Source organism: Pseudomonas sp. CCOS 191 (assembly GCF_001007005.1).
GTDB classification, from domain to species: domain Bacteria; phylum Pseudomonadota; class Gammaproteobacteria; order Pseudomonadales; family Pseudomonadaceae; genus Aquipseudomonas; species Aquipseudomonas soli.
The window spans coordinates 262906-288436 of the sequence record NZ_LN847264.1 but is presented as its reverse complement, the minus strand read 5'-3'; the positions used below and the strand labels follow the sequence as shown (position 1 = coordinate 288436).

Here is a 25531-nt window from a genome sequence, read left to right as displayed (position 1 = left end):
GTCTTTCCTCTAGATTCAGATAAGGAAGCTGAGTCCGACGCAGAACAACAGCGCGGCGAACAGACGCTTGAGCACGCGCGGCGACAGCTTGTGCGCCAGACGCGCGCCGTAGCGGGCGAAGAACATGCTGGTGGCGGCGATGCCGACCAGCGCCGGAAGATAGACGTAGCCCAGGCTGTGGGCCGGCAGGTGTTCCTCGCGCCAACCCAGCCACATGAAGCCCAGGGCACTGGCCAGGGCGATCGGCAGGCCGCAGGCCGACGAAGTCGCCACGGCCTGCTGCATGGGCAGGCTGCGCCAGGTGAGGAACGGTACGGTCAGTGATCCGCCGCCGATCCCGAAAATGGCCGAGGCCCAGCCAATCACCCCGCCGGCGGCGGTCAATCCGGGCTTGCCGGGAATACCGCGGCTGGCCTTGGGCTTGAAGTCCAGGGCCATCTGCGCGGCGATCACCAGGGCGAACACGCCGATGATCTTCTGCAGCATCGGGCCCTGTATCAGCGAGGCGGTCTTGGCCCCGACCAACGCGCCGAGCAGGATGCCCACGGTCATCCAGGCGAAGATCGGCCATTGCACCGCGCCCTTGCGCTGGTGCTCGCGCACGGCATTGATCGAGGTGAAGACGATGGTTGCCAGCGAAGTACCGACCGCCAGGTGGGTCAGCACCGATGGGTCGAAGCCCTGCAAGGTGAAGCTGAACACCAGCACCGGCACGATGATGATGCCGCCACCGACGCCGAACAGCCCGGCCAGCACGCCGGCGCAGGCGCCCAACAGCAGATAGAGAGCGAATTCCATTCGTGGCCCCAGTGGAAAACAATCCGGCATGGTAACGGAAGCCACGCCCGGCGCTCTAGTGAACTCTGTGTCAGATGATGGATAGCGGCCGGCGGCGCGGGTAGAGTGGCCGAAAACACAGGGGACAACCTATGTGCCTGATCGTATTCGCCTGGCGGCCGGGGACAACCCGGCCACTGATCGTCGCGGCCAACCGCGATGAGTTCTATGCGCGGCCGACCCAGGCCCTGGGAAATTGGGAGGACGCCCCGGGCGTGCACGCCGGGCGTGACCTGGAAGCCGGTGGCACCTGGCTGGGTGTCGGGCCGAACGGGCGCTTTGCGGCGCTGACCAATATCCGCGATCCACGCCAGCCGTTGGGGCCACGGTCCCGCGGTGAACTGGTGGCGGCCTATCTGCAAGGCGAACTGGGGGTCGAGGCCTATCTCGACCGGGTAGCCAGCCGCAGCGGCCAGTATTCGGGGTTCAACCTGCTGGTCGGCGATGACAAGCGTTTGGGCTACCTGCATGCCCGCGAGCCGGCACCACGCCTGCTTGAACCGGGGGTGTACGGGCTGTCGAATGCCGGACTGGATACGCCGTGGCCGAAGCTGCTGAAGGCTCGCAGCGGGCTTGAAGGATTGCTCGAGAACGCCGACCCACAGCAGCTACTGACACTGCTGGGCGATGCACAGCCCGCGCCGGACGGCGAACTGCCCGAGACCGGCGTGGGGCTGGCCACCGAGCGGCTGCTGTCGAGCGTGTTCATCGCCAGCCAGAACTATGGGACGCGGGCGAGCACGGTGCTGATTGTCGATGACCAAGGCCGGCGGCGCATGATCGAGCGCAGTTTCGGGCCGTTTGGTGGACATCTGGGCGAGGTTAGCCTGGAGGTTTGAGGTGTTGTAACGGCCTGTTCACCGACCCAATTTACTTGACCTGGCCTCTGTAGGAGCGGCTTTAGCCGCGATCACCCGCAAAGCGGGTGCCACATACCGCGCTGCCTCCATCGCGGCTCAAGCCGCTCCTACAGAGGACGCCGTGCCCGGCAGCCCAGACGCCACAAATCAGAGGGTCTTGTTCGGCCCGATCATCCGCGCCAGCCCAAGATTCTTCAGCGCCAGCTGCAACGAGCTGTGGATAACTTGCGGGTTGTCATGGCTCATGGCATCGGCCAGCAGCTCCCTGGCCTTGCTCAGGTTGATCTGGCGCAGCATCCACTTCACCTTCGGCAAGTTGGTGGCGTTCATCGACAGGCTGTCGAAGCCCATGGCCATCAGCAGGATCGCCGCAGCCGGGTCACCGGCCATCTCACCGCAGATACTGACCGGTTTGCCTTCCTCGTGGGCCACGCTGACCACGGTCTGCAGGGCCTGCAACACCGCCGGGTGCAGATAGTCGTAAAGATCGGCGACCCGTGGATTGTTGCGGTCCACGGCCAGCAGGTACTGGGTGAGGTCGTTGGAGCCGACCGAAAGGAAATCGACCTGGCGCGCCAGTTCGCGGGTCTGGTACACCGCGGCCGGGATCTCCACCATCACCCCCACCGGCGGCATCGGCACATCGGTGCCTTCGTCGCGCACTTCGCCCCAGGCACGGTGAATCAGGTGCTGGGCTTCTTCGAGCTCATGGATGCCGGAAATCATCGGCAGCAGGATGCGCAGGTTGTTCAGGCCCTCGCTGGCCTTGAGCATGGCGCGAGTCTGCACCAGGAAGATTTCCGGATGGTCGAGGGTAACGCGGATACCGCGCCAGCCGAGGAACGGGTTCTCTTCCTTGATCGGGAAATACGACAGCGACTTGTCGCCGCCGATGTCGAGGCTGCGCATGGTCACCGGCAGCGGATGGAACGCCTGCAACTGCTCGCGGTAGATCGCCAGCTGTTCCTTTTCGCTGGGGAAGCGCTGGTTGATCATGAACGGCACTTCAGTGCGGTACAGGCCCACGCCCTCGGCGCCGCGCTGCTGGGCGCGGGCCACATCGGCGAGCAGGCCGGTGTTGACCCACAGCGGCATGCGGTGGCCGTCCGGGGTGATGCACGGCAGCTCGCGCAGGGCATCGAGCCCCTTGGCCAGCTGGCGCTCTTCCTCGACCACGTCGCTGTACTGCTTGCGCAGCACTTCGCCGGGGTTGGTGAAGACCTCACCCTTGTAGCCGTCGACGATCATTTCGATACCGTCGGCCTTCGAGTAAGGCAGGTCGACAACCCCCATGACCGTGGGGATACCCATGGCCCGGGCCAGGATCGCCACGTGGGAGTTACCCGAGCCGAGTACCGAGACCAGGCCCACCAGCTTGCCCTCCGGCACCTCGCCGAGCATGGCGGGGGTCAGTTCTTCACTGACCAGAATGGTGTTGTCCTGGTAGACCAGCGACTGCGAACGGGCCTCCTGCAGGTACGCCAGCAGGCGCCGACCCAGGTCCTTGACGTCCGATGCCCGCTCGCGCAGGTAGTCGTCATCCATCAGCTCGAAGCGATTGACGTGTTCGCCGACCACCTGGCGCAAGGCGCCCTGGGCCCATTGGCCAGTCTTGATGACTTCGACCACCTCGCCACCGAGGGCGGCGTCCTCGAGCATCATCAGGTACACGTCGAACAGCGCACGCTCTTCGGGGCGCAACTGGGTGGCAAGCTTGGCCGACAGCTTGCGCATGTCCTCGCGCACGCCCTCGAGGGCGTTGTTGAACAGCTTGAGTTCGTTGTCGATGTCCTCGACGGTGCGGTCAGGCACAACCTCCAGGTCGGCGGGCGGCAGCATCACCACCGATCGACCGACTGCGGCGCCCGGCGAACCCGGCACCCCGACGAAACGGGCCTCCTGGATGCCCTTGCCCTGACGGCCCAGGCCACGGATCGAACCCGTCGCCTCGGCGTGAGCGATAACCCCGGCGAGCTGCGCGCTCATGGTGACCAGGAAGGCCTCTTCGCCTTCGTCGAACTGGCGGCGCTCCTTCTGCTGGATGACCAGCACGCCGACCACGCGACGATGGTGGATGATCGGTGCACCGAGGAAGGAGGCGAATTTCTCTTCGCCGGTTTCGGCGAAGTAGCGGTAACGGGGGTGGTCGGCGGCATTCTCGAGGTTCAGTGGCTCCTCGCGGGTACCGACCAGGCCGACCAGGCCTTCATTAGGGGCCATGCTGACCTTGCCGATGGAGCGCTTGTTCAAGCCCTCGGTGGCCATCAGCACGAAGCGGTTGGTGTCCGGGTCGAGCAGGTAGACAGAGCAGACCTGGCTGCCCATCGCCTCCTTGACGCGCAAGACAATGATACCCAACGCCGTCTTGAGATCTTTGGCGGAGTTCACTTCCTGGACGATCTTGCGCAGCGTATTGAGCATGGCTCGGGGTCGGACTCCGTCGTCAGTCGCGCGTCAGCAGGCGCGGGGCTAGCTCTTTCAGGGCGCGGCGGTACACCTCGCGCTTGAATGTCACCACCTGGCCCAGCGGATACCAGTAGCTGACCCAGCGCCAGCCATCGAATTCCGGCTTGCCGGTCAGGTCCATGCGCACCCGTTGCTCATTGCTCACCAGGCGCAGCAGGAACCACTTCTGTTTCTGGCCTATGCACAGCGGCTGGCTGTGGGTGCGCACCAGGCGCTGGGGTAAACGATAACGCAACCAGCCACGGGTGCAGGCAAGTATTTCCACATCCTGGCGTTCCAGGCCTACTTCTTCGTTCAGCTCGCGGTACAGGGCATCTTCCGGCGTTTCATCAGGGTTGATGCCACCCTGTGGAAACTGCCAGGCATCCTGGTTGATCCGCCGAGCCCATAGCACCTGCCCGGCATCATTCGTGAGAATGATCCCGACATTGGGGCGAAAACCATCCGGGTCGATCACGGCAGCAACCTCGCAAACGCATGTCGCCGCATTGTTCCACAAAGCCTGAGCGCGCAGCAACGCGCCCGCCACGCTTATCTGCGGCGAGGTGAAGACTGCGTATTGAGCGAGCGTCGCCACACCGGGCGTGGCACTGGTATACCGGGTTTGCATGAAGGCAAGGTGACGCGACTGCGTCAGCCTCTCGCGGGAGCAGCCCGCTCCCAGAGTTTGCCAATGGGAGCGGGCTGACGAGTGTCATCAGACCGGCTTGGCGCCCATCAGGCCGGCGATGGACAGGAAGCACACACCGCTGAACACCGCCAACGCCAGGGTGAACTTCAAGCCTACGGCCTCGGCCTTGCGCAGCCGGTTCAGGCGCGCCACCAGCCACCACACGGCGAACGCGCCAAGGGTATAGATGACGCTGGAGGCCAGCACCCAGGTCTGCCCCAGCGGCCAGCCGACCAGGTGCACCAGCCACCAGCCGGTGAACGGCATGCTCAGCAGGCACAGTCCCATCAGCAGCCAGACGAACACCAGCGGGCGGCGCAACAACTTGCCATAGGCCTCGGCGTCGCCCTTGCGCCGGGCATGCCAGGTCCAGACCGCCAGGCCCAGGGCGCCAAGCAGCAACAGGGCCGTGGCGAGGATGTGCAGGGTCTTGAGGGTGGTCAGGTGTTCCATGTGAAAATCATCCTTCAGCAGGCTTTTTCGCTATCGGCCTCATCGCGGGGCAGGCCCGCTCCCGCGAGGTGAAGCGCGTTCAGCCCAAGAATAGCCGGTAAGCCGGGTTCTCGGTCTCGTCCCAGTATGGATAGCCGATCTTGGCCAGGGCCGCCGGCACCAGGTGACGCTCCTCCTCCGGCACCTGCAGGCCCGCGACCACGCGCCCGTCGGCGGCGCCGTGGTTGCGGTAGTGGAACATCGAGATGTTCCAACGCCCGCCCAGCTTGTTGAGGAAGTTGAACAGGGCACCAGGCCGCTCCGGGAACTCGAAACGCAGCACCATCTCATCGCTGGCCCCGGCCGAGTGGCCACCCACCATGTGACGGATATGCAGCTTGGCCAGTTCGTTGTCGGTCAGGTCGGTGACTGGGAAACCTTGCTCCGTCAGCTGCTGTACCAAAGCCGCACGCGGGTCGGTTTCCGGGTGAGTCTGCACGCCGACGAAGATGTGCGCCTCGTCCGAGGTGTGCTTGCGGTAGTTGAATTCGGTGATCTGGCGCTTGCCGATGGCCTCGCAGAAGGCCTTGAAGCTGCCCGGACGCTCGGGGATAGTCACGGCGATGATCGCCTCGCGCTTCTCGCCCAGCTCGGCGCGCTCGGCCACATGCCGCAGGCGGTCGAAGTTGACGTTGGCGCCCGAGTCGATGGCCACCAGGGTCTGCCCGGCCACACCCTTGAGCTCGACGTACTTCTTGATCCCGGCAACACCGAGGGCCCCGGCAGGTTCGGTGATCGAGCGGGTATCGTCGTAGATATCCTTGATTGCGGCGCAGATCTCGTCGGTGCTGACGGTGATCACTTCATCCACATGATGACGACAGATATCGAAGGTGTGCTGGCCGATCTGCGCCACCGCCACGCCGTCGGCGAACAGCCCGACCTGCGGCAGCACCACGCGCTCACCGGCGGCCATGGCGGCCTGTAGGCAATTGGAATCGTCCGGCTCGACGCCGATGACCTTGATTTCCGGGCGCAGGTATTTCACGTAGGCGGCGATACCGGCGATCAGACCGCCGCCGCCGACCGGCACGAAGATCGCGTCCAGCTGGCCCGGGTGCTGGCGCAGGATCTCCATGGCCACCGTGCCTTGCCCGGCAATGGTGTGGGGGTCGTCGTAGGGGTGGATGTAGACGAACCCTTTCTCCTCCACCAGCTTCAGCGAGTAGGCCAGCGCCTCGGGGAAGCTGTCGCCATGCAACAACACCTTGCCACCACGCGAGCGCACGCCTTCGATCTTGATCTCCGGGGTGGTCTTGGGCATGACGATGGTCGCCTTGATACCCAGCTCCCGCGCCGCCAGTGCCAGGCCCTGGGCATGGTTGCCGGCCGAGGCGGTGACCACGCCACGGGCCAGCTCCTCGGCGCTCAGTTGCGCCAGCTTGTTGTAGGCCCCGCGGATCTTGAACGAGAACACCGGCTGCAGGTCCTCGCGCTTGAGCAGCACCGTGTTGCCCAGGCGCTTGCTCAGTTGCCCGGCAGTGTGCAGCGGGGTTTCGACAGCAACGTCGTAGACGCGCGAGGTGAGGATCTTCTTGACGTACTGTTCGAGCATCGGAAAGCATCACTGGGCCGCGGGACAAGGGCTGGGAGTCTACCGCAGCGCCACGTCGGGCGACCACAGCAAAGCCGCCGGAGCCGTTATACTAGGCAACTTTCGATATCCGCCCTGCCCCTCCCGGAGCCCGCATGACCCAGGACCAACTCAAACAGGCCGTCGCCCAGGCCGCCGTCGACCTCATCCTGCCAAAGCTGGATGAAAAAAGCGTCGTCGGCGTCGGCACAGGCTCGACCGCCAACTTCTTCATCGACGCCCTGGCCCAGCACAAGACCGCCTTCGACGGCGCCGTCGCCAGCTCCGAGGCCACCGCCCAGCGCCTGAAGGGCCATGGCATCCCGGTGTACGAGCTGAACAGCGTCAGCGAGCTGGAGTTCTACGTGGACGGCGCCGACGAGAGCGATGCCCACCTCAACCTCATCAAGGGCGGCGGCGCGGCCCTGACCCGCGAGAAGATCGTCGCGGCAGTGGCCAAGACCTTCATCTGCATCGCCGACGCCAGCAAGCTGGTGCCGGTGCTGGGTGCCTTCCCGCTGCCGGTCGAGGTCATTCCGATGGCTCGCAGCCACGTGGCGCGCCAGCTGGTCAAACTGGGCGGCGACCCGGTCTACCGCGAAGGCGTGGTGACCGACAACGGCAACGTCATCCTCGACGTGCACAACCTGCAGATCACCAACCCAGTGGAGCTGGAAAGCCAGATCAACGCGATCGTCGGCGTGGTTACCAATGGTCTGTTCGCGGCGCGCCCGGCGGATGTGCTGTTGTTGGGTACCGCTGAAGGCGTGAAGAGCCTGAAGGCCGAGTAATCGCCAGCGAGGGCCGCGCCCTCGAATCGCTGGCAAGCCAGCTCCCACAGGGTCCGCGCTACCCTGTGGGAGCTGGCTTTCCAGCGAACACCGGCGAAACCGGTGCCATCCTCATCCCATCAAGGCTGCTTGAACACATAGAACAGGTTCGGCTCACTGACCAGGTAGATGGTCCCGGCGTCGTCCATCGCAATCCCCTCAGCCTGTGGCACGGTCTGCTTCAACCCCTGGAACCCCTTGCGCAATGACAAGGTACTCAGCGGCCGCCCCTTCACATCAAGCTCCAGCACCAGCCGTGATTCGTCGGACAGCGCCAGCAGGTGCCCGCTGCGTTCGTCGAACTGCAGGCTCGACAGATCCCTCACGAACAACCGCCGGTCACGCTTGCGATCCTGCACCACATGCACGGCATAGGGTTTGTCGGGATTGTCGTGGGGAAAACCGTGCACCTCATAGATCATCATCGGGTCCCGCTCCTTGGCCACAAACAGGCGCTTGCCTGCCGAGTCGTAGGCCAGACCTTCGAACCCCTTGTTGCCGTTCAGGCCGATGCCCAGGGACAGCTGCTCGGCGTCGGCGGCATCGAGGAACAGGGTGCTATCGTCCAGGCGCACGCGGATCAGCCGCTGCTGGCGCTCATCGGTGATCACGTAGCTGTTGGGCCCGACGTACTCCACCGCCTCGGGGTCGCCGAAGCCGGTCAGCGGGACACGGCGCAGGATACGGCCATCCAGCGACAACTCGATCAACTCCGACCGGGCATTGGTGACGGTGAACAGGCTCTTGCGGTCAGGATCGTAGGTCAACGCCGAGATGTCGTCGTCCAGGCCCTCGATAGGCCTGGCCTCGAGCACCACCTGGTAACGGTCCAGGCCGATGCTCTGCTCGGCCGGCTGCCACCAGGTCTTGAGGTTGAACCAGCCCCGCTCGAACAAACGGAACTCATGCCCGGCAGCCCCCAGCACGAGCAGGCAGACAAACACGAAGAAGACGAAGATCAGGCGAACGTGGCGGCGCATGCGGGCGGACTCGGCAATAGGAGCGCGTAGCTAACCACTATCAACTGAAGCAAAGCTTAATGCCACCATCAGAAATGTCTGATCGGTCAGTTCTTTTTGAAGCGATAGAACAGATTCGGCTCGCTGACCATGTACAGGTTGCCCTGGTCGTCCATTGCCACTCCCTCGGCCCGGGGAATGGTGTCAGCCAGGCCATTGAACCCGCCCAGCAGGGTCATGAAGCTGACCTGCTCACCCTTTTCGTCAAGCTCGAGCAGCATGTTGGAGTCTGCCGACAATGCCAGCAGATGCCCTGTGCGCGGGTCGATACCCAGCGCGGACAAGTTGCGCAGGTCCAGTTCGTCGCTGGCCAGAGGCTGTTTCTCGCCCTTGAGCGGGCTACGGCCATCAGTGCCCCAAGTGAACATTTTGGGCGGCCGCTCGGCGCCAATGACCAGGCGCTGGCGCATCAGGTCCCAGGCAATGGCTTCGAAGCCCTTGTTGCCCTCATCTGCTTCACCCAGGTCATGGGACTGGTAGTCGGCACGGTTCAGCGAGGTTGTGGCGGCATCCACCTTGACCAGTGTCAGGTCATGGTTGCGCTCGTCGACGATAGCGATCTGGCCATCCTCGAGTACTGCCACGCCTTCCGGATTGGACCAACCCACCAGGGGGATCTTGCGCAGTACATCGCCATCGAGGGTGAGCTCGACCAGGAACGGGTGCTTGCCCATGACTGCGAACAACGACCGGGTGTGCGGGTTGAACGCCAGGTCCGACGCCTCGTCACGCTCCATACCGGGCAACGGCTTGGCGTCGATGTCGACCACATAGTTGGGCAGCCAGATGCTTTCCTGGCGTTCAGCCTGGCTTTCGAAACCTTCCTTTATCCACAGCAGGCCGCGGTCGTCCCAGTGCATGGCCGAGATGACGCCATAGCCGATAACCGCTGCTGCTGCCAGGCCGAACGGCCAGCGCCGGTAGAAAGGGCGCTTGGGGGACACGGAGGCGCGGGAGGGAGAGGGCATGCAAGGGTCCTGAGAGTAGGCGTAGGTTCGCGCATTATCCGCAAAGGGTGTGAAAAAACGGTAAACGTCTCTGCACTTTTTGTAGGAAAGGCGCGAACCTTCGGGTCAGAGCACCCGGCTCTCGAACCGGCTGACGCCTGGAAGCTCCAGCACCAGCTCGTCGCCAACCTCGAACGGCCCCACGCCCGCCGGGGTGCCGGTTAGAATCACATCACCCGCCTGCAACGAGAAGCACGCGGCCATATGCTGGATCATCGGCACGATGGGGTTGAGCATCATCGCGCTGTTGCCGTCCTGACGTACCTCACCGTTGATGGTCAGGCGTATACCAATGTCCTTCACGTCCTCGAAGGCGCCTGCCGAGACAAAAGGCGGCAGCACGCAAGCACCATCGAAGCTTTTGCACAGTTCCCACGGCAGGCCCTTTTCCTTCAGCTTGCTCTGCAGGTCGCGCAGGGTGAGGTCCAAAGCCGGGGCATAGCCGGAAATGGCGTCGAGCACTTCTTCCTCGGTCGGCTTGGTCGACAACGGCTTGCCCAGCAACACCGCGATTTCCGCCTCGTAGTGTACCGAGCCACGTTCGGTCGGAATCTTGAAACCACCTTCCAGGGGCACCACGCAACTGCCGGGCTTGATGAACAGCAGCGGCTCGCTGGGGATGGGGTTGTCCAGTTCCTTGGCATGCTCGGCGTAGTTGCGGCCGATGCACACCACCTTGCCCAGCGGGAAGTGGATGCGCGTGCCGTCTACGTACTGGTGCTGGTAACTCATGGCCGACTCCTGTGAACACTGCTTTTTATTCGGGAGCGAAGATCTTACCCGGATTCATGATGCCGTTCGGGTCGAACACCGCCTTGATTGCCTTCATGCAGGCGATTTCTTCCGCTGAGCGGCTGTAGCCCAGGTAATCGCGCTTGGTCATGCCCACGCCGTGCTCGGCGGAGATCGAGCCGTTGTAACACTCGACGATCTCGAACACCCACTTGTTGACCTTGGCGCAGGAGGCGAAGAAGTCGTCCTTGCTCATATGGTCGGGCTTGAGGATGTTCAGGTGCAGGTTGCCGTCGCCGATATGGCCGTACCAGACCACCTCGTAGTCGGGATAATGCTCGCCGACGATGGCGTCGATGTCGCGCAGGAACGCCGGCACTTTCGAGACAGTGACAGAGATGTCGTTCTTGTACGGCGTCCAGTGGGAGATGGTCTCGGACAGGTACTCGCGCAGCTTCCACAGGTTCTTCAGCTGGGTATCGCTCTGGCTCATCACCCCGTCCAGCACCCAGCCCTGCTCGACGCAGTGCTCGAAGGTGGCGAGCGCCTCGTTGGCCACCTCTTCGGTACTGGCTTCGAACTCCAGCAGGGCATAGAACGGGCAGTCGGTTTCGAATGGCGCGGGCACATCGCCCCGAGCGAGGATCTTGGCCAGGCCCTTGTCGGAAAAAAACTCGAAGGCGGTGAGGTCGAGCTTGCCCTGGAAGGCGTGCAGCACTGGCATGATCGCGTCGAAGTCAGGCGTGCCCAGCACCATCGCCGTGAGGTTGCGCGGCGCACGGTCCAGGCGCATGGTCGCCTCCACCACGAACCCCAGGGTGCCTTCGGCGCCGATGAACAGTTGACGCAGGTCGTAGCCGGTGGCGTTCTTGATCAGGTCCTTGTTCAGCTCGAGCAGCTCGCCCTTGCCGGTGACCACTTTCAGCCCGGCCACCCAGTTGCGGGTCATGCCGTAGCGAATCACCTTGATCCCGCCGGCATTGGTGCCGATATTACCGCCGACCTGGCTGGAGCCGGAGGAGGCGAAGTCCACCGGATAGTACAGCCCCTGATCCTCGGCGAACTGCTGAAGCTGCCGGGTTACCACGCCCGGCTGGCACACGACGGTTCTATCGAACTCATTGAAAGCGAGGATCTGGTTCATGTAGTCGAAGGCGACCACCACCTCGCCATGGGCGGCCACGGCAGCGCCCGACAACCCTGTACGCCCGCCCGATGGCACCAACGCGACCTTGTGCCGGTTGGCCCAGCGCACAATGGCCTGGACTTGATCGATGGTCTTGGGGAAGACGATCGCGCTTGGCGCAGGCGGGTAGTGCTTGGTCCAGTCCTTGCCGTAGGCGTCGAGCGAGGCTGGGTCGGTGAGGACCTTGCCAGGGTCGACCAGGGTCATCAGTTCATCAATTACCACGGACTGGGTCATCGCTGGAACTCTCGACTTATTCATAGTCACCCTGAGCACGCTTCACCTGTCGGGATGGGCTCAGATTGTGTCGCGTATGCTAGCATAGCCCTCCCGCTGTTCGTGCTAAGGCCGACGCCGCGCCGCTTCACCCCCCTCGCCATTTTTCTCCGGGATACAGGTTTACGCAGATGAGCAAGACTTCTCTCGACAAGAGCAAGATCAGGTTCCTTCTTCTTGAAGGCGTCCACCAGAATGCGGTGGATATCCTCAAGGCTGCCGGGTACAGCAACATCGAGTACCTCACTGGCTCGCTGCCGGATGCAGAGCTGAAGGAAAAGATCGCCGATGCCCACTTCATCGGCATCCGCTCGCGCACCCAGCTGACCGAAGAGGTCTTCGACTGTGCGAAGAAACTGGTCGCGGTCGGCTGTTTCTGCATCGGCACCAACCAGGTCGACCTGAGCGCGGCCCGCAACCGCGGCATCGCGGTGTTCAACGCACCGTACTCCAACACCCGTTCGGTGGCCGAGCTGGTGCTGGCCGAAGCCATCCTGTTGCTGCGCGGCATCCCCGAGAAGAACGCCTCCTGCCACCGCGGTGGCTGGATCAAGAGCGCGGCCAACTCCTTCGAGATCCGCGGCAAGAAACTGGGCATCGTCGGCTACGGCTCGATCGGTACCCAACTGTCGGTGCTGGCCGAAGGCCTGGGCATGCAGGTCTACTTCTACGACCCGCTGACCAAGCTGCCGCTGGGCAACGCCACCCAGGTCACCAGCCTGAACGAGCTGCTGGGCCTGGCCGACATCGTCTCGCTGCACGTGCCTGAGCTGCCGTCCACCCAGTGGATGATCGGCGAGAAGGAAATCCGCGCGATGAAGAAGGGCGCGATCCTGATCAACGCCGCACGTGGCACCGTGGTCGAGCTGGACCACCTGGCCGCCGCGATCAAGGACAAGCACCTGATCGGCGCCGCCATCGACGTGTTCCCGGTCGAGCCACGCTCCAACGACGAAGAGTTCGAAAGCCCGCTGCGTGGCCTGGACAACGTGATCCTGACCCCGCACATCGGTGGTTCCACCGCCGAAGCTCAGGCCAACATTGGCCTGGAAGTGGCCGAGAAACTGGTCAAGTACAGCGACAACGGTACCTCGGTTTCGTCGGTCAACTTCCCGGAAGTGGCCCTGCCGGCCCACCCGGGCAAGCACCGCCTGCTGCACATCCACGAAAACATCCCGGGCGTGCTCAGCGAGATCAACAAAGTGTTCGCCGAGAACGGTATCAACATCTCCGGTCAGTTCCTGCAGACCGATGAGAAAGTGGGTTACGTGGTCATCGACGTCGATGCCGAGTACTCCGACCTGGCCCAGGAAAAACTGCAGCACGTGAAGGGCACTATTCGCTCGCGCGTACTGTTCTGAGTTTGCCGGCTGCATGAAAAAGGGAGACCCTGGTGGCCTCCCTTTTTCGTTGTCGCGATCTTGTAGGAGCGGCTTCAGCCGCGATCACCCGCGAAAGCGGGTGCCAAGCACCGCGGTGTCTAGTTCGCGATTGAAGCCGCACCTACAGGTTCAGCATCATTTGACGTTGACAGTGATCTTCTGCGACTCGACGCTCGGTTTGAACGGCACGTGGTACTTGTCGCCCAGCACCAGCTGCAGGGTGTGCTTGCCCGGTGTCAGGGTGATGGTCGCCTCGGTCTGCGCCTTGCCGAAGTGCAGCACCTGAGGACCTGCCGGCAGGGGTGCGTTGTTCTCCGGCATCAGGCTGGTCGGCAGCGGCTGGTCGGCCAGAGGAGCCTTGTCCACGTCCACCAGCAGGTGGTGATGCCCGGTGTGCGGGGTTTGGTCACCCGCAGGCTTGAGGCCCATGCCCTCGATACCGAACTTGACGGTGAAGGTCTTGTCGACCGTGGCCCCGTCGGCGGGGGAAACGATGAAGACCTTGGCGCCCTCCGGTGGCTGCTGGCTCTTCAGCGCATCCGCGGCACTGGCGAACACCGACGCCCCCATCAGCAGACCGGCGACGGCAGCACGCGAAAATAGGCTTTTCATTCACTTCTCCTGTGATTCACTTCAATTGACCGCTATCACTTAAACGAAGCACAGCGGTACTTCACCATAGTCCAACCAGCCAGGCAGAGGTTCAAAAACAAGGGCAGAAATATTTCAGGCCGGCGTAAACATTAACGCGGCTACACGGTCATAGGCTGCGTTCGACCGTGGCAGAAAAGAAAGCCTCGGCGAATGACATTCACCTGCCGAACAAGAAAGGGGCACTCATGCGTTTGACCATTGGCATTCTGTTGGCGGTATTGTTCAGCCCACTGGCCCAGGCCGAACTGATCGACGAAATCAACGACCGTGGCGAACTGCGCATTGCCGTGCTGAGCGATTCACCACCTTATGCGTTCAAGGAAGACGAACACCTGACCGGTTTCGAGATCGAGTTGGGCCAGGCCCTGGCCAAGGAGCTGGATGTGCGGGCCGAGTTCGTCGAGACCGCAGCCGAAGAGGTGCTGCCTGGGGTGGAGAACGGCAAGTTCGACATGGCCTTCAACAAGCAAGACATCGAACCGAGCGACCAACTCGACACCATTCGGACCCTGGCCAGCCAGAAACTGGTGATTCCGTACCTGAAGGACAATCCAGCCTTCGAGACGGCTGTGAACAATGCCCTGCAACGAATCAAGGACGACGGTCGCCTGGCTGACCTGGAAAGCAAATGGCTCAAGGGCACCAAGCAGGCGAGCGCCGGACAGTAACACCGCATCGCGGGGCAGGCCCGCTTCCACGCAATGCAGCCGTCATGCTCAGCATCGCGTGGCAGCGGGCTTGCCCCGCGATCAGACCTGGCTCAACGCTCGCTGCGCGTCTTCCAGCTCCAGCTCGCTGAACACGAGCAACCCTTCGCGCCGCAACAAGGCCGTGGTCACGCCCTCACCCGCCACCTTCACACCGCTGAAACTGCCGTCATAGGTCTGCAGATTGCCACACGAGGGGCTGCCCGACTTGAGCACCGCCACACGGATGCCATGCCGACGCACCAGTTCCAGCGCCAGGCGGGCCCCGGCGAGAAAGGCGTCGCTGACATCGTCGCCGGTCACCGTCAGCACCTGTGCCTGCCCATCCAGCACCGCCCCGCCCTGCCCACCGGGTATCTCCGCAGGCGGGCGTGGTGTCGGCAAGCCACCGGCAACCTCCGGGCACAGTGGCACCACCCTGCCTTCGGCTTGCCAACGCTGCAATACATCGGGATGGCCACTGGCACGGCCGTCGTAGCGCACCGGCTGGCCCAGCAGGCAGGCGCTGACCAGTACCTTCGGCAGCTCAGAACGGCTCATTGCCACGGCGCCGGAACCAACCGGTCAACGACAGGCGCTCACGCCCTGCCGGCAGTACCTCGTGCGGGACCTCACCCGACAGGAACACCACCAGGCTGCCGGCCAATGGCGCCACGTCGTGCTCGACATCGCCCTTCAGGAACATGCGCAATTGTCCACCGTCCTGCGGCTGCCAGCCCTCGTTGAGGTACAGCACGGCCGACACCATGCGCCGGTCATCGTCGCGGAAGCGGTCGAGATGGCGCTTGTAGAAGGCGCCCGGCGGATACAGGGCAAAGTGGCACTCGAAGTCCTCGAGCCCGAGGAACAACCCTTGGTTGATGGCCTGGCGCAGGCTGTCCATCGCCCCCAGGTAGCGGTCACAGACCTCCGATTCACCGGGGTCGATCCACTGGATCTGGTCGCCACGGATCGCCTCGCGGATCTCCTGCGCGGCGCCACGCCCTATGCCGGCGGGGTTCAGTTCACCCTCGGCATAGCGACGACGGCATTCGGCCGCCAGCGCGCGCGACAGTTCGTCGGGCAGGAAAAGAGATTGCTGCGACCAGCCACGGGTGGCCAGGTCATCGACAATCGTCGACAGCAGCGGATGTTCGGAAGGAATGTGCATGGCGCATCATAGCCATTCGGCCATCGCTCGCACAGCGCCACTTGGTCAGGAAGCGCCGCTGGCGACTCGACAAAGCCCCGCCACGCCAAGGACAATAGCGGCCTGCCGACAGGAGTCCTGAATGCGCCGTCTGTTTTCCCTGCTTCTGCTGATGATCTGCACCATGCCTGTCTGGGCAGACACCCTCGATCAGCTGTACAAGGTCGCTGGCTGGCCCGACCAGCGCGCCCATTTCAACGATGCCGTGAGCGCCGCCCAGCAGCGCTACCGCAACAGCTTGCCGCCTGCGGTTTACCAGGCGCTGGTCAACAACAGCAACCAACGGTTCCAGGCCCAGGCCATGGACCAACGGGCCCAGGCGCAACTGCGCGCCAACCTGCCCAACCCCTCGCCGGCCCTGGCTTTCTTCCAGTCGCCGCTGGGGCGCAAGGTCGTGGCCGCCGAACTGCTTGCCACGCGCAAGGATCAACTGGCCAAGCACGCCAAGGGCCTGCCGAAGATCCAGGCCAGCGACAACCGCGTGCTGATCGTCGGCCACCTGGCCCAGGCCTTGCCCGCCCGCGAGGCCGGCGCCGAGGTCAGCCTGGCGATCGCCGGCGTGGCGGCCGACAGCCTGAGCTCGATGCTGCCCGGCCTGTTCGGCGGCGGCCAGGCCCAGAACCTGCTCGATGGCCAGCGCCAGCGTTTGATGAACCAGGTGGGCGAGGACTTGAACAACACGTTGTTGTACGTCTATCGCGACCTGTCGGACGCCGAGCTCGAGCAGTTCGCCACCTTCGCAGAATCGACGGACGGCCAGGCCTACTACAAGGCCGCGGTGGCCGCGATCCGCGCCGCCCTGGCCGTGGGCCAGAACGCCGCCAACCTGAAGTGAGTCAGCCCAGGCGCTGGCCGATGAACTCGAAGTAGCGCTGGCGGATGCCGGGCAGCTCGTTGGCCAGGTGATGCCGTGCCTCGGGCAGCATGAGGATCTGCGGCTCGGCGAACTTGGCCTTGAGCACCTTGAGGTTATACGGCCAATCCACCGTACCGTCCGCCTCGCCCTGCACGATCAGCGGCCGCCGCGTACTCCGGGGCGCGGCTTCGATGCGCCTGACCCACTCCATCAGCGCACCGACCCAGGCGGTCGGCAGACGCCGTGGTTGTAGCGGGTCGGCCTCTAGAAAAGGCAGGAAAGCCGGGTCGTTGGTGTTCTCGCTGAAGCGCCGCTCGATGCCGTTGACGAAGTGGCGCAGCACCCGGTAGCTCAGCTTCGACCAACCCCAGGCCCGCGGGCGCACCAGGGGGGCCAACAGGATTGTCTCACCGTCGACAGGGCTGCTTTCGCCCTGGTGCAACAGATGGTCGACCACGATAGCCCCACCGGTGCTTTGGCCGCAGAGATGCCAGGGCCTTGGCAGGTCGAGCAGCCGGGCCTGTTCGAACAGCGCCTCGAGCACCTGCTGGTAGATGCCGAAATCATCGATGCTGGCCCGTTCGCCACTGGACAGGCCATGCCCTGGCAGGTCGCAGCCGATCACGGCGTAGCCGCGCCCCAGGGCCCATTCGATCACGTGGCGGTACAGGCCCATGTGATCGTAGTAGCCATGCAGCAGGAACAACGTCGCCTGTGGCCGCTCGGGCAGCCAGACCTGGCCGACCAGGTCGAAGCCTGCCACCTGGAAGCCGCCCAGCCAACTGTGCGCGGACAGTCCCAGGCCGTAGAAGCCCTGGTAGGCCTGGCCCTGGGTGGACAGCAGGTGGCGATCGGCAAGGGGCGACAGGCTGGAGCGCAGCAGGTCGGGGTGGAAACTGGCGGGCATCGGTACATCCAGAGTGAAGCAAGTATTGATCTGCGATATTCAGCTCTGGGCCGCGTCATGGCAAGCTTGGCCCTCCTCCGACGAACAATGCGAGCCCGCTCCCACGAGCATCGCGCAAGGCCCCTATGGCGAAGCGACTTCTGATAATCCTTGCCCTGCTGCTCTGCGCTGCCACCGCCTGGTGGGCCTACGACAGCTTCCAGTCCCGCTACCTGCGTCCGTTCGACAACCAGGCCACCTTCTTCGACGGCAGCCAACTGCGCCTCCCAGCCGAGCTGGCCGGCCCGGGCCCGATCCGCGTGGTGCATTTCTGGGACCCAACCTGCCCATGCAATGTCGGCAACCAGCAACACCTGGGCGAGCTGGTCGAGCACTTCGCACCGCTCGGGGTCAGCTTCCATGTCGTGCAAAAGCCTGGCAGCCACGGCCAACTGCCGGCCAACCTGGGAACACTGAAGCCCCTGGCCAGCCTGCCCGGCAGCGAGCACCTGCCCGCCAGCCCCGCCGTGGCGATCTGGGACCACGACGGCAACCTCGCCTACTTCGGCCCCTACAGCGAAGGCGCGGTATGCAACTCGAGCAACAGTTTCATCGAGCCAATCCTCAAGGCGCTGGCACAAGGGCGTCGGGTGCAGGCCTCGAATACCCTGGCGGTCGGCTGCTATTGCCCCTGGATCGATTGACGCACCCGCGCCGGATTACCCACCACCACCGCTCCCGCCGGCACATCCCGGGTCACCACGCTGCCGGCGCCGACCACGGCGTTATCACCGATGGTCACCCCCGGCAGGATGATCGCCCCGCCGCCGATCCAGACGTTGTCGCCAATGATCACCGGGCGCCCGCTTTCCAGGCCACTGCGGCGCAGCGCCGGGTCCAGCGGGTGGTCGGCGGTGTAGATCTGCACCGCCGGGGCGATCTGGCAGTCGGCGCCGATGCGCACCGGCAGCACGTCGAGGATCACGCAATTGAAGTTCATGAAAGTGTTGGCACCCACGCTGATGTTGTAGCCGTAGTCGCAGTGGAACGGCGGCCGGATCACCACGCCTTCGCCCACGCTGGCGAAATGCGCCTTCAACAAATCATGGCGCGTCTCGTTGGGTTGCTCGACGCTGCCGTTGTAGCGGTGCATCCACTGCCGGTTGGCCGCCTGCTCGGCTTGCAGCTCGGGGCAGCCGGCATGGTAGAGCTGGCCTGCCAGCATTTTCTGTTTTTCGCTGAGGGACATGGAAACTCCTTTCGGGGGGCTATGCTCAGTTCGCGAATCCGCCGATGATCGGACCACATTCTTTCGCTCGAGTGCACAAGGAGTCTCGATGAAGCGCAGCCTGACCTTGCTGGCGGTGGTGATCGCCGTGGCCGCCGCGGGCGGCGGTTACTGGTACGTGCAGGGCAAGCAGCCCCAGCGTGATGGCGAAGCGGCCATCAACGGCTTGCAGGCGCCGGTCAGCGTGCGCTTCGATGCCCGTGGCGTGCCGCACCTGCAGGCGCAGAACGAGCAGGACCTGTACCGCGCCCTGGGCTACGTGCAAGCCCAGGACCGTCTGTTCCAGATGGAGATCATGCGCCGTCTGGCTCGCGGCGAGCTGGCCGAGGTGCTGGGCGAGAAGTTGCTGCCCACTGACACCCTGTTCCGCAGCCTGCGCATTCGCGACCAGGCAGCCTTGATGGTGCAGCGCCAGGACCGCCAGTCACCGGCCTGGCAGGCGCTGCAGGCGTACCTGGATGGCATCAACCAGTGGCAGGCCAGCCACCCCAAGCCGATGGAGTTCGACCTGCTCGGCATCACGCCGCGCCCCTTCACCGCCGAGGACACCCTGAGCATTGCCGGCTACCTCGCCTACAGCTTCGCCGCCGCGTTCCGCACCGACCCGGCGCTGACCTACATTCGCGATCAGCTCGGCCCCGAGTACCTGAAGATCTTCGACCTCGACTGGCAGCCCGACGGCGCCGTGGCCACGCCGCTGGCGGCCGCCGACTGGCGCAGCCTGGAGCAGTTGGCGCGGCTCAGCCACGAGGCCCTGGGCGATGCGGGCATTCCGCAGTTCGAGGGCAGCAACGCCTGGGCCGTGGCCGGCAGCCATACCCGCAGCGGCCGGCCACTGCTGGCGGGTGACCCGCACATCAGCTTCGCGGTGCCGGCGATCTGGTACGAAGCCGAGTTGTCGGCACCAGGCTTCAACCTGTATGGCTACTTCCAGGCGCTCAACCCGTTCGCCCTGCTCGGCCACAACCGCGACTTCGGTTGGAGCCTGACCATGTTCCAGAACGACGACGTCGACCTGATCGCGGAGCGGACCAATCCGCAGAACCCCGAGCAGGTGATGGTCGATGGCCGCTGGCAGTCGCTGGAAAAGACCGAGCAGAAAATCGCGGTCAAGGATGCGCAGCCGGCCAGCATCACCTTGCGCCGCTCGCCCCACGGTCCGATCGTCAACAGCGTGCTCGGCGACACCGCCGGCCCGACGCCCATCGCCATGTGGTGGGCCTTCCTGGAAACCGAGAACCCGATACTCGAGGGTTTCTACCAGATCAACCGCGCCGACACCCTGGACAAGATGCGCGAGGCGGCAAGCAAGATCCAGGCGCCAGGGTTGAACCTGGTATGGGCCAATGCCCGTGGCGACATCGGCTGGTGGGCGGCGGCGCGCCTGCCGATCCGCCCGGATGGCGTCAACCCGGCGTTCATCCTCGACGGCGGCAGCGGCCAGGCCGCCAAGCCGGGGTTCTACCCGTTCAGTGCCAATCCACAGCAGGAGAACCCGGCCAGCGGCTACATCGTCTCGGCCAATTACCAGCCACCGGGCGCACTGCCCGTGCCCGGCTACTACAACCTGGCCGACCGGGGACGCCAGCTCGATCGCCTGTTACGCGACCCGGACATCAAGTGGGACACCCAGAACAGCCAGGCCTTGCAGCTGGACACCAGCACCGACTATGGCCCGCGTACCCTGGCACCGCTGCTCGGCACCTTGCGCAACGTCGCCCAGGGCGACGAAGAGAAAGAACTGGTCGAGCAACTGGCGGCCTGGCGCGGCGACTACCCGCTGGACTCCACCAGCGCCACGCTGTTCAACCAGTTCCTCTACGAGCTGGCGTTCGCCGCCCTGCACGACGAACTGGGCGACACCTGGTTCCCGGTGCTGATCAGTACCCGTGCCATCGACGCCGCGCTGCCTCGCCTGGCTGGTGACCCTCAATCGCCGTGGTGGAATCTGCGCGGTAGCAACGAACACACCGATCGTAACGCCATCGTGCGCCTGGCCTGGCAGCGCAGCCTCAAGCACCTGCGCGAGACCTTCGGCAAGGATCCGGCCAGCTGGCAGTGGGGCAAGGCCCATACCCTCACCCATAACCATCCGCTGGGCGTGAAGAAGCCGCTGAACCTGTTGTTCAATGTCGGGCCGTACGCCGCGCCCGGGACCCATGAGGTGCCGAACAACCTGTCGGCGAAGATCGGCCCGGCGCCCTGGCCGGTCACCTACGGGCCATCCACCCGCCGCCTGATCGACTTCGCCGACGCCGGCGCCGCGCTGACCATCAACCCGGTCGGGCAGAGTGGCGTGCCGTTCGACCGGCACTATGGCGACCAGGCCGAGGACTACATCGAGGGGCGCTATCACAAGGCGCGGATGGGGGTAATTCCGGCGCAAAGCACACTGCGGCTGGTGCCCAGATAGAAACCGGGGCCGCACAGCGGCCCTCTCGCAATCCATGAGGTCACGCAATGCAGAAACACTTCATCGAGATCGACGGAGCACGCATGAGCTATGTCGACCAGGGCCAGGGCTTCCCAGTGCTGCTGGGCCACAGCTACCTGTGGTCGTCCGCCATGTGGCAACCGCAGATCGACGCCCTGTCACGGCACTTCCGGGTCATCGTGCCTGAGCTGTGGGGCCACGGCGATTCCGCAGCCCCGCCCGCCAGTACCGTCGACATGGCCGCCCTGGCTCGCCAGCACCTGGCGTTGCTCGATGCCCTGGATATCCAGAAGTGCCACCTGGTCGGGCTGTCGGTTGGCGGCATGTGGGGCGCGCAGCTGGCCATCGACCACCCTGAACGAGTCGACCGCCTGGTGCTGATGGACACCTACCTGGGCGCCGAGCCCGAGGCGACGCGGCTGAAGTATTTCGGTTTGCTGGATGCGGCAAGCAACGCCGGAGCCTTCATCGACCCGTTGCTGGACGTCGTGGTGCCGATCTTCTTCCATGCCGGAGGGCAGACGGTGCCCGAGGTGCGCGAGTGCTTCCGTGCGGACCTCAAGGCAAGCAGCGCCGAAATCATCCGGGGCAGCCTCGACCCGATGGGCCGGGTGATCTTCGGCCGGCCAGACCTGCTGGCGCGACTCGGTGAGCTGCCGGGAGAGCGGACCATCGTGCTCTGTGGCGACCAGGACATCCCTAGGCCACCGGCGGAGTCCGTCGAGATGGCGCAGTTGATTGGATGCCTCGCGGCACAGATTCCATTCGCCGGGCATATCTCCAGCCTGGAGAATCCGCAGGTGGTGAATGATTTCCTGCTGAACTGGTTACCGCGCAATTGCTGAGACCGAAAGGGGCTGCTTTGCAGCCCCGTTCAGGCGATCAGCCCTGCCACTTGCCGCCCTCGACGATCACGCTCTCAGGCTTGGTGTCGTCGCTCAGTTCCTTGCGCACGTACTGGTCGTACAGCTTGAGCAGGAACTTCTCCTCACCCAGCTTGGCCAGCTCGCTGTTCACCCAATCGCGCAACTCGGTATTGCCCTTCTTCACCGCCGGGGCGATCGGTGCTTCATCACCCAACAGCTGTGGCAGCACGCGGTAGCCCGGGTTCTGCTTGGCCCAGCTGAACAGGATCAGGTTGTCCTGGGCATAGGCATCACCCCGACCGTTGGCCAACGCGGCCAGCGACTCGGTGTTCTTCTCGAACTTGAGCAGTTTCCAGTCCGGGTGGGTCTTGGTCAGCCAGATATCGGCGGTGGTGCCGGTGGTGACGATGATGGTCTTGTCGGCCAGGTCGTCGAGCTTCTGCACCGAACTGCCGTCGGCGACGATGGCCTGCACCGCCACGCGCAGGTTGGGGTTGGTGAAGTCCACTGCCTCCTTGCGCTCCGGGGTGACGGTCATGTTGGCGAGGATCAGGTCGACCTTGTCGCTCTGCAGGAATGGGATACGGCTGGCAGGCTCGACCGCGACGAACTCGACCTTGTTCTCGTCGCCCAACAGATCCTTGGCGAAGCGCCGGCCGATGTCGGTGTCGAAGCCCACGTAGCGGCCGCTTTCATCGACGAAGCCGAACGGTGGCTTGTCGGTGAACACGCCGACGATCAGTTTGTCGCGGGCCTTGATGGTTTCCAGGTAGCTGCTGGCCGGCGAGGCGGCGGCGGGCTTGGCCGGATCTTCGGATTTGTTGCAGCCGGCCAGCAGGGCCAGGCCCAACAAGGGCGCGAGCAGTTTGGCGAACGGGGCAGTCTTCATGACAGTTCCTTGTGCAGTGGCTTAGACAGTGTCTTGGGCAGGCTTTCGACGAACGAGAATTTCTCCAGGAACTGCTGCGCGCGTGCGGTCTGCGGTTGAGTGAAGAAGCGCTCAGGGTGGTTCTGTTCAAGGATCCTGCCGGCCTCCATGAACACGATGCGGTCGGCCACCGCGCGGGCGAAGGCCATTTCGTGAGTGACGATGAGCAGGGTCATGCCTTCGCGGGCCAGACCCTGGATCACCTGCAGCACCTCCTTGACCATCTCCGGGTCGAGGGCGGCGGTGACCTCGTCGAAGAGCATCACCTGTGGATTCATGCATAACGAACGGACAATGGCGATGCGTTGCTGCTGGCCACCGGAGAGCTGGCGCGGGAACGCGTCACGCTTGTCCAGCAGCCCTACCCGGGCCAGCAAAGCCTCGGCCTGGGCCTGGGCCTCGTGGCGTTCGCGCTTCTGCACCTTCAGCGGCCCCAGCAGCAAGTTGTCGATCACGCTCATGTGGCCGAACAGGTGGTAGCTCTGAAACACCATGCCGACCCGTTGGCGCACCTGGCGCCAGTCGTTGTCGGGGCCGAGCAGCTCCTGGCCGTCGAGGCGCAGGCTACCGCCCTGGGCCTCTTCCAGGCCGTTGAGGCAGCGCAGCAGGGTGCTCTTGCCACAGCCGCTGGGGCCGAGGATCACCACCACCTCGCCGGCCTCGACCTTGAGGTCGACGTCTGCGAGCACCTGGTGCTGGCCGAAGAACTTGTTGAAGCCTTGGAATTCGATCAATGGATTCATGCGTGGGCCCAGCGCCGCTCCAGCACGCGGGAGGCGGCTGACAGCGGATAGCAGACAAGAAAGAAGAACAGGAACAGCGCGCCGTAGATCAGCACCGACTCGTAGGTGCGTTCGATGATCTGCTGCCCCGCCTTGATCACTTCGACCACGCCGATCAGCACCGCCAGCGAGCTGGTCTTGATGATCCGCGTGTAGATATTGATGGTCGGCGGGGTCATGCGCTTGAGCGCCTGGGGCAGCAGCACATAGGCATACAGCTGCCAGCCGCCCAGGCCGATCGACAACCCCGCCTCGCGCTGCCCGCGTGGCAGCGACTGCAAGGCGCCGCGCACCACTTCGCCGACCTCGCTGGCGCCCCACAGGCCCAGCACCAGCACCGCGCACCAGAAGCTGGGGATGCTCAGGCCGAAGAAGATCGGCAAGCCGAAGAACACCAGGTACAGCCAGACCAGCACCGGAATCGCCCGGAACAGTTCCAGGTACACCCGCAGCAGGATGTTCAGCCAACGGCTGCCGAGGGTCGCCAGCACGCCGTAGAGCACGCCGCCGAAGGTGGCGAACAGGATGCCCAGGGCCGAGATCGCCAGGGTCTGCCCGGCGCCCATGGCCAGTTGCGGCAGCGAAACCAGCAGCAGCTCAATGCCCGAACTGGCCATGTTGCAGCCTCCGTTCCAGGTAGCGCAGCAGCAGCGACAGCGGCAGGAAGATCAGCACGCAGAGCAGGGTCAGCACGGCGAGCATTTCGTAGGTCTTGTAGTACAGGGCGATGTAGTTCTTGGTGGTGTAGAGAATTTCCGGCACCGCCACCGCCGAAACCACGGTGGTTTCCTTGAGCAGGAAGACGAAATTGGCGAACAGCGCCGGCAGGCTGAGGATGCCGGCCTGGGGCAGGATCACATGGCGCAGCAGCTGGCCCTCGGAAAGCCCGATGGAGCGCCCGGATTCCAGTTGCGCCCGCGGCACGGCCTCGACCCCGGCGCGCAGTACCTCGGTGAGGTAGGCGCCGCCCATGAACGTCAGGGTGATGATCGCGGCAGCGAAGCCGGATACCTTCACCCCCAGGCTCGGCAAGGCGAAGTAGACGAAGAACAGCTGGATCAGCAACGGAGTGTTGCGCGCCAGCTCCACGTAGCCCTTGACCAGGCGCCACAGGTAAGGCGTGCGCAACACCAGGATCGTCGCGTTGAGCAGCGCCACCAGCAACGAGGTGGCGATTGCGATCGCCCCGACTTGCAGGGTCACGCCAACGGCCTTGAAGAAGGCCGGCAGTGTGCTAAGCATGAAAGCGGTGTCGAAGCTCATGGAAGGGGCCTCGGCACGGTGTCACGAAGGTACGGCATGGGAAGGTCCAGGGTCGGCACGAGGGTTGCTCGGCGTCGTTTCACGAATAGTGGCGCTGTGCCGGTAAGCACGATTCCTAGACTCTAAAGGCATAAAAATATTTTTATAAATATCTTTATTGCATATCTATATCACCACCCCGTGACGCTCGGAAATTTCCTTCACTACACGCGGATCTTTCCGAGAATTTTCCCCTCCAAGGGGTTTCAAACTGTGACTTGCACGGCCCATCACATTCAACAAGGAAGACAACGATGAACAGCCCCTGCTTGCCTGCTTCGAACGAACAACTGCTGTGGCTCCTGGCGC

General features: G+C 64.1%; 26 protein-coding genes. 8 read left to right on the top strand and 18 right to left on the bottom strand.

The features are described 5' to 3' along the window. Positions 1-15: 15 nt before the first annotated feature. Positions 16-798 (bottom strand): sulfite exporter TauE/SafE family protein, encoded by a 783-nt coding sequence (locus tag CCOS191_RS01365; protein ID WP_046853771.1) that lies wholly within the window; start codon positions 796-798, stop codon positions 16-18. 131 nt (positions 799-929) lie between these two features. Between CCOS191_RS01365 and CCOS191_RS01360 the strand changes: the two genes are divergently transcribed. Beyond that, positions 930-1676 (top strand): NRDE family protein, encoded by a 747-nt coding sequence (locus CCOS191_RS01360; protein WP_046853770.1) that lies wholly within the window; start codon positions 930-932, stop codon positions 1674-1676. Positions 1677-1844: 168 nt separating this feature from the next. Here CCOS191_RS01360 and ptsP read toward each other — a convergent pair whose 3' ends face one another. The 4 genes from ptsP to ilvA form a co-directional block, all read right to left on the bottom strand. Further along, entirely contained in the window at positions 1845-4118 is a 2274-nt protein-coding gene (gene ptsP / locus CCOS191_RS01355; RefSeq protein ID WP_046853769.1) for a phosphoenolpyruvate--protein phosphotransferase, read from the bottom strand. Between the two features lie 22 nt (positions 4119-4140). Continuing rightward, on the bottom strand, positions 4141-4620 hold the full coding sequence (locus CCOS191_RS01350; RefSeq protein WP_028688498.1) for an RNA pyrophosphohydrolase: 480 nt from the start codon (positions 4618-4620) through the stop codon (positions 4141-4143). 240 nt (positions 4621-4860) lie between these two features. Further along, positions 4861-5286, bottom strand: coding sequence for a DUF2269 family protein (locus CCOS191_RS01345; protein WP_046853768.1), 426 nt, complete (start codon positions 5284-5286; stop codon positions 4861-4863). A gap of 79 nt (positions 5287-5365) precedes the next feature. Beyond that, positions 5366-6880, bottom strand: a complete 1515-nt coding sequence (gene ilvA / locus CCOS191_RS01340; protein WP_038706999.1) for a threonine ammonia-lyase, biosynthetic — start codon at positions 6878-6880, stop codon at positions 5366-5368. A gap of 134 nt (positions 6881-7014) precedes the next feature. Here ilvA and rpiA point away from each other — a divergent pair, with 134 nt between their 5' ends. Continuing rightward, on the top strand, positions 7015-7689 hold the full coding sequence (gene rpiA / locus CCOS191_RS01335) for a ribose-5-phosphate isomerase RpiA (protein WP_038707000.1): 675 nt from the start codon (positions 7015-7017) through the stop codon (positions 7687-7689). Positions 7690-7808: 119 nt separating this feature from the next. On the opposite strand, the gene CCOS191_RS01330 is transcribed toward rpiA, so the two are convergent. From CCOS191_RS01330 to CCOS191_RS01315, 4 genes are all read right to left on the bottom strand, one after another. Beyond that, a complete protein-coding gene (locus tag CCOS191_RS01330) occupies positions 7809-8708 on the bottom strand; it encodes an SdiA-regulated domain-containing protein (protein ID WP_046853767.1) in 900 nt (299 codons plus the stop codon). An 86-nt stretch (positions 8709-8794) separates the two neighbouring features. Further along, positions 8795-9715: an SdiA-regulated domain-containing protein gene (locus CCOS191_RS01325; RefSeq protein ID WP_046853766.1), complete on the bottom strand. Its 921-nt coding sequence runs from the start codon at positions 9713-9715 to the stop codon at positions 8795-8797. A gap of 105 nt (positions 9716-9820) precedes the next feature. Beyond that, positions 9821-10486 carry a fumarylacetoacetate hydrolase family protein gene (locus CCOS191_RS01320; protein ID WP_046853765.1) on the bottom strand — a complete coding sequence of 222 codons (666 nt, stop codon included), beginning with the start codon at positions 10484-10486 and terminating at the stop codon, positions 9821-9823. A 25-nt stretch (positions 10487-10511) separates the two neighbouring features. Next, positions 10512-11909, bottom strand: coding sequence for an FAD-binding oxidoreductase (locus CCOS191_RS01315; protein WP_046853764.1), 1398 nt, complete (start codon positions 11907-11909; stop codon positions 10512-10514). 170 nt (positions 11910-12079) lie between these two features. Here CCOS191_RS01315 and serA point away from each other — a divergent pair, with 170 nt between their 5' ends. Continuing rightward, on the top strand, positions 12080-13309 hold the full coding sequence (serA, locus tag CCOS191_RS01310) for a phosphoglycerate dehydrogenase (protein ID WP_023629826.1): 1230 nt from the start codon (positions 12080-12082) through the stop codon (positions 13307-13309). A gap of 156 nt (positions 13310-13465) precedes the next feature. Here serA and CCOS191_RS01305 read toward each other — a convergent pair whose 3' ends face one another. After that, a complete protein-coding gene (locus CCOS191_RS01305; RefSeq protein WP_046853763.1) occupies positions 13466-13942 on the bottom strand; it encodes a DUF4399 domain-containing protein in 477 nt (158 codons plus the stop codon). Between the two features lie 227 nt (positions 13943-14169). On the opposite strand from CCOS191_RS01305, the gene CCOS191_RS01300 reads away from it, so the two are divergent. Beyond that, entirely contained in the window at positions 14170-14652 is a 483-nt protein-coding gene (locus CCOS191_RS01300) for a transporter substrate-binding domain-containing protein (RefSeq protein WP_046853762.1), read from the top strand. An 81-nt stretch (positions 14653-14733) separates the two neighbouring features. Here the strand turns inward: CCOS191_RS01300 and CCOS191_RS01295 are convergent, their stop codons facing one another. Together CCOS191_RS01295 and CCOS191_RS01290 are read right to left on the bottom strand one after the other, a co-directional pair. Next, on the bottom strand, positions 14734-15231 hold the full coding sequence (locus CCOS191_RS01295; protein WP_046853761.1) for a DUF523 domain-containing protein: 498 nt from the start codon (positions 15229-15231) through the stop codon (positions 14734-14736). Beyond that, a complete protein-coding gene (locus CCOS191_RS01290) occupies positions 15218-15841 on the bottom strand; it encodes a 2OG-Fe(II) oxygenase (RefSeq protein ID WP_046853760.1) in 624 nt (207 codons plus the stop codon). The genes CCOS191_RS01295 and CCOS191_RS01290 overlap by 14 nt, the downstream gene beginning before the upstream one ends. A gap of 121 nt (positions 15842-15962) precedes the next feature. Between CCOS191_RS01290 and CCOS191_RS01285 the strand changes: the two genes are divergently transcribed. Continuing rightward, complete coding sequence (locus CCOS191_RS01285) at positions 15963-16715, top strand: DUF2059 domain-containing protein (RefSeq protein ID WP_038707001.1); 753 nt, start codon at positions 15963-15965, stop codon at positions 16713-16715. 1 nt (position 16716) lies between these two features. Here CCOS191_RS01285 and CCOS191_RS01280 read toward each other — a convergent pair whose 3' ends face one another. Continuing rightward, positions 16717-17643, bottom strand: a complete 927-nt coding sequence (locus CCOS191_RS01280) for an alpha/beta hydrolase (RefSeq protein WP_046853759.1) — start codon at positions 17641-17643, stop codon at positions 16717-16719. 125 nt (positions 17644-17768) lie between these two features. On the opposite strand from CCOS191_RS01280, the gene CCOS191_RS01275 reads away from it, so the two are divergent. Beyond that, a complete protein-coding gene (locus CCOS191_RS01275; protein WP_046853758.1) occupies positions 17769-18326 on the top strand; it encodes a DUF6436 domain-containing protein in 558 nt (185 codons plus the stop codon). Here CCOS191_RS01275 and CCOS191_RS01270 read toward each other — a convergent pair. Next, positions 18305-18871 (bottom strand): sugar O-acetyltransferase, encoded by a 567-nt coding sequence (locus tag CCOS191_RS01270; protein ID WP_046853757.1) that lies wholly within the window; start codon positions 18869-18871, stop codon positions 18305-18307. The genes CCOS191_RS01275 and CCOS191_RS01270 overlap by 22 nt on opposite strands. An 88-nt stretch (positions 18872-18959) precedes the next feature. Between CCOS191_RS01270 and CCOS191_RS01265 the strand changes: the two genes are divergently transcribed. Next, the gene (locus CCOS191_RS01265) at positions 18960-21323 is read left to right on the top strand and encodes a penicillin acylase family protein (protein WP_046853756.1); all 2364 of its coding nucleotides are present in this window, start codon (positions 18960-18962) and stop codon (positions 21321-21323) included. A gap of 47 nt (positions 21324-21370) precedes the next feature. Further along, a complete protein-coding gene (locus CCOS191_RS01260) occupies positions 21371-22189 on the top strand; it encodes an alpha/beta fold hydrolase (RefSeq protein ID WP_046853755.1) in 819 nt (272 codons plus the stop codon). A 37-nt stretch (positions 22190-22226) separates the two neighbouring features. On the opposite strand, the gene CCOS191_RS01255 is transcribed toward CCOS191_RS01260, so the two are convergent. The 4 genes from CCOS191_RS01255 to CCOS191_RS01240 are packed head-to-tail and all read right to left on the bottom strand — an operon-like array spanning position 22227 to position 25183. Beyond that, positions 22227-23099, bottom strand: coding sequence for a transporter substrate-binding domain-containing protein (locus CCOS191_RS01255; protein WP_046853754.1), 873 nt, complete (start codon positions 23097-23099; stop codon positions 22227-22229). Then, positions 23096-23881, bottom strand: coding sequence for an amino acid ABC transporter ATP-binding protein (locus CCOS191_RS01250; protein WP_046853753.1), 786 nt, complete (start codon positions 23879-23881; stop codon positions 23096-23098). The genes CCOS191_RS01255 and CCOS191_RS01250 overlap by 4 nt, the downstream gene beginning before the upstream one ends. Further along, on the bottom strand, positions 23878-24537 hold the full coding sequence (locus tag CCOS191_RS01245; RefSeq protein WP_046853752.1) for an amino acid ABC transporter permease: 660 nt from the start codon (positions 24535-24537) through the stop codon (positions 23878-23880). The genes CCOS191_RS01250 and CCOS191_RS01245 overlap by 4 nt, the downstream gene beginning before the upstream one ends. After that, positions 24518-25183 (bottom strand): amino acid ABC transporter permease, encoded by a 666-nt coding sequence (locus CCOS191_RS01240; protein ID WP_023630800.1) that lies wholly within the window; start codon positions 25181-25183, stop codon positions 24518-24520. Before CCOS191_RS01240 ends, CCOS191_RS01245 begins: the two co-directional genes overlap by 20 nt. Positions 25184-25531: the final 348 nt, after the last annotated feature.

Excerpts from the sequence above, each read along its gene's own strand:
- CCOS191_RS01365 (WP_046853771.1), bottom strand. The coding sequence starts at position 798 with ATGGAATTCGCTCTCTATCTGCTGTTGGGCGCCTGCGCCGGCGTGCTG.
- CCOS191_RS01360 (WP_046853770.1), top strand. The coding sequence starts at position 930 with ATGTGCCTGATCGTATTCGCCTGGCGGCCGGGGACAACCCGGCCACTG.
- ptsP (WP_046853769.1), bottom strand. The coding sequence starts at position 4,118 with ATGCTCAATACGCTGCGCAAGATCGTCCAGGAAGTGAACTCCGCCAAA.
- CCOS191_RS01345 (WP_046853768.1), bottom strand. The coding sequence starts at position 5,286 with ATGGAACACCTGACCACCCTCAAGACCCTGCACATCCTCGCCACGGCC.
- ilvA (WP_038706999.1), bottom strand. The coding sequence starts at position 6,880 with ATGCTCGAACAGTACGTCAAGAAGATCCTCACCTCGCGCGTCTACGAC.
- rpiA (WP_038707000.1), top strand. The coding sequence starts at position 7,015 with ATGACCCAGGACCAACTCAAACAGGCCGTCGCCCAGGCCGCCGTCGAC.
- CCOS191_RS01330 (WP_046853767.1), bottom strand. The coding sequence starts at position 8,708 with ATGCGCCGCCACGTTCGCCTGATCTTCGTCTTCTTCGTGTTTGTCTGC.
- CCOS191_RS01325 (WP_046853766.1), bottom strand. The coding sequence starts at position 9,715 with ATGCCCTCTCCCTCCCGCGCCTCCGTGTCCCCCAAGCGCCCTTTCTAC.
- CCOS191_RS01320 (WP_046853765.1), bottom strand. The coding sequence starts at position 10,486 with ATGAGTTACCAGCACCAGTACGTAGACGGCACGCGCATCCACTTCCCG.
- CCOS191_RS01315 (WP_046853764.1), bottom strand. The coding sequence starts at position 11,909 with ATGACCCAGTCCGTGGTAATTGATGAACTGATGACCCTGGTCGACCCT.
- serA (WP_023629826.1), top strand. The coding sequence starts at position 12,080 with ATGAGCAAGACTTCTCTCGACAAGAGCAAGATCAGGTTCCTTCTTCTT.
- CCOS191_RS01305 (WP_046853763.1), bottom strand. The coding sequence starts at position 13,942 with ATGAAAAGCCTATTTTCGCGTGCTGCCGTCGCCGGTCTGCTGATGGGG.
- CCOS191_RS01300 (WP_046853762.1), top strand. The coding sequence starts at position 14,170 with ATGCGTTTGACCATTGGCATTCTGTTGGCGGTATTGTTCAGCCCACTG.
- CCOS191_RS01295 (WP_046853761.1), bottom strand. The coding sequence starts at position 15,231 with ATGAGCCGTTCTGAGCTGCCGAAGGTACTGGTCAGCGCCTGCCTGCTG.
- CCOS191_RS01290 (WP_046853760.1), bottom strand. The coding sequence starts at position 15,841 with ATGCACATTCCTTCCGAACATCCGCTGCTGTCGACGATTGTCGATGAC.
- CCOS191_RS01285 (WP_038707001.1), top strand. The coding sequence starts at position 15,963 with ATGCGCCGTCTGTTTTCCCTGCTTCTGCTGATGATCTGCACCATGCCT.
- CCOS191_RS01280 (WP_046853759.1), bottom strand. The coding sequence starts at position 17,643 with ATGCCCGCCAGTTTCCACCCCGACCTGCTGCGCTCCAGCCTGTCGCCC.
- CCOS191_RS01275 (WP_046853758.1), top strand. The coding sequence starts at position 17,769 with ATGGCGAAGCGACTTCTGATAATCCTTGCCCTGCTGCTCTGCGCTGCC.
- CCOS191_RS01270 (WP_046853757.1), bottom strand. The coding sequence starts at position 18,871 with ATGTCCCTCAGCGAAAAACAGAAAATGCTGGCAGGCCAGCTCTACCAT.
- CCOS191_RS01265 (WP_046853756.1), top strand. The coding sequence starts at position 18,960 with ATGAAGCGCAGCCTGACCTTGCTGGCGGTGGTGATCGCCGTGGCCGCC.
- CCOS191_RS01260 (WP_046853755.1), top strand. The coding sequence starts at position 21,371 with ATGCAGAAACACTTCATCGAGATCGACGGAGCACGCATGAGCTATGTC.
- CCOS191_RS01255 (WP_046853754.1), bottom strand. The coding sequence starts at position 23,099 with ATGAAGACTGCCCCGTTCGCCAAACTGCTCGCGCCCTTGTTGGGCCTG.
- CCOS191_RS01250 (WP_046853753.1), bottom strand. The coding sequence starts at position 23,881 with ATGAATCCATTGATCGAATTCCAAGGCTTCAACAAGTTCTTCGGCCAG.
- CCOS191_RS01245 (WP_046853752.1), bottom strand. The coding sequence starts at position 24,537 with ATGGCCAGTTCGGGCATTGAGCTGCTGCTGGTTTCGCTGCCGCAACTG.
- CCOS191_RS01240 (WP_023630800.1), bottom strand. The coding sequence starts at position 25,183 with ATGAGCTTCGACACCGCTTTCATGCTTAGCACACTGCCGGCCTTCTTC.